Consider the following 1,871-nt stretch of genomic DNA (forward strand, 5'->3'; position numbering starts at 1 on the left):
ACGACCCTCCCCGCCCCGCCGACCTCCCCCGCCCCGCCGACCTCTCCGCCCCGCTGGCGATCGGCCCTATCGCCTCGACGCGCTCCGAACCCCGCGGTCTGCTGTTCTCCGACGCGCTCCGAAAACAGTACGTACGCCCGGCTCCAAACGTAGGTAATGAGTCTGGACGCGGACTGGCGGGCCGAGATCGACGCGGTCGACGCGGCCCTCATCGACGAGTACCAGAGCGGCTTCCCCGTCGAGTCGCGCCCGTTCGAGCGGGTCGCCCGCGAGATCGCAGCCGAGACGGGCGTCGACCTCGACGCCGACGCGGTCCTCGATCGCGTCCGCGACCTCCGCGAGCGCGGCGTGTTCCGGCGGTTCGGCGCGGTTCTCAACCCCCCTGTCATCGGCTCCTCGACGCTCGCGGCGGTGCGAGCGCCCGAGGACCGCTTCGACGAGGTCGCCGAGGTAATCAACGGCTACCGGCAGGTGAACCACAACTACCGGCGCGACCACGAGTGGAACCAGTGGTTCGTCGTTACCGCCGGCTCGCGGGAGCGGCGCGACGCGATCCTCGCCGAGATCGAGGAGCGGACCGGCTGCGAGGTGCTGGCGCTCCCGATGCTCACGGACTACTACATCGATCTTGAGTTCCCCGTCGTCAACGGCGACCGGTTTGCCAGAGAATCGCTGGACGAGACCGACGTGTCGGCCACCCGCATCTCCGAGAACGCCCGCGGCGACCTGAGCGCGCTGGAGGCCGACCTCCTCTTCGCGATTCAGGACGGCTTCCCGCTGTCCGCGACTCCCTACGCCGACGTGGCGAGCGAGGTCGACGCCGACGTTGACGACGTGCTCGCGGCGGTCGAGCGACTGCTCGCGGACGGCTGTATCAAGCGGATCGGCTGTATCGTCAACCACGTCGTCACCGGCTTCACGAACAACTGTATGGTGGTCTGGGACGTGCCCGACGACGAACTCGACGAGCGCGGCGAGGTCGTCGGGAGCCTGCCGTACGTCACCCTCTGTTACCACCGACCGCGCCGCTCCGATCAGGGGTGGAAGTACAACCTGTTCACGATGATCCACGGCCGCGAGGCGGACGCGGTCGACGCGAAGATCGACGAGCTGGCGGCCGACCACCTCCCCTTCGACCACGAGCGGCTCTACTCGACGGAGACGCTGAAACAGACCGGCGCGCGCTACAAGGACCTCGTCGCCGACGCGGAATAGGGGGAACTGGCTCCGTTGACATCCTACTTTTCAGATACTTTGTCGCCTGAAACGGTCGGGTGATGACGGTGCTTATATGACGGTTATCTCGTGCCTGATGTTGATGATGAAAATAGCATCGATGCTGGCGCGGTGAACACTTCCGAAGCCCCAGGCGCTCGGCTACACCTGACTGTTTTTGTCGAAGACGGCTTCACAACTGAGACCGCCGAAGCCCCAGTCGCGAGGACTCGATGCGCTCGCTGCGGTCCTCGTCGCTCGCGTTGCTCGCTCCTACAGTCCTTACGTCGCGCGTCTTCGCCCTCGCGACTGCCCCTTCGAGTCCCGCCCCACACCGCAACCGCACCTCACGCCTCCCCAGCCTCGTCGCTGGCGGTCTTCGCTTCGCTCGACCGCCGGCGACTCCCTCGCGCGGTGCTCCTCGCGGTCGCCGAGGGCGACCGCTCGGAGGCACGCGCCACCGCACTAAGTTCAGCAGATCAATCACTACGTCACCTGTACTGAGCGATCGAGGCCATGAAACTAGCAACTGTTGCTGATTTCAACAAAGTCGGGGAGTTCAAACCTCGACCGCGGGTTCCGTTCAGTCGTCGCTCGGGTCCGCGACGGCCGCGCCGGACGACTCGAACGCCGCCGCGGCGTCCGCCTCGTCGAGA

At 66.6% G+C, this 1,871-nt stretch carries 1 protein-coding gene; it reads left to right on the forward strand.

Going from position 1 to position 1,871, the window contains the following annotated elements; all coding sequences use genetic code 11:
• The first annotated feature begins 156 nt into the window (after window positions 1-156).
• Window positions 157-1,215: an Lrp/AsnC family transcriptional regulator gene (locus tag BN903_RS07550; RefSeq protein WP_048077161.1), complete on the forward strand. Its 1,059-nt coding sequence runs from the start codon at window positions 157-159 to the stop codon at window positions 1,213-1,215.
• The last annotated feature ends 656 nt before the right edge of the window (window positions 1,216-1,871 follow it).

The organism is Halorubrum sp. AJ67, assembly GCF_000513435.1.

What these genes read in the sequence shown, in the direction of transcription:
- BN903_RS07550 (WP_048077161.1), top strand. Translation starts at nt 157, where the DNA reads ATGAGTCTGGACGCGGACTGGCGGGCCGAGATCGACGCGGTCGACGCG.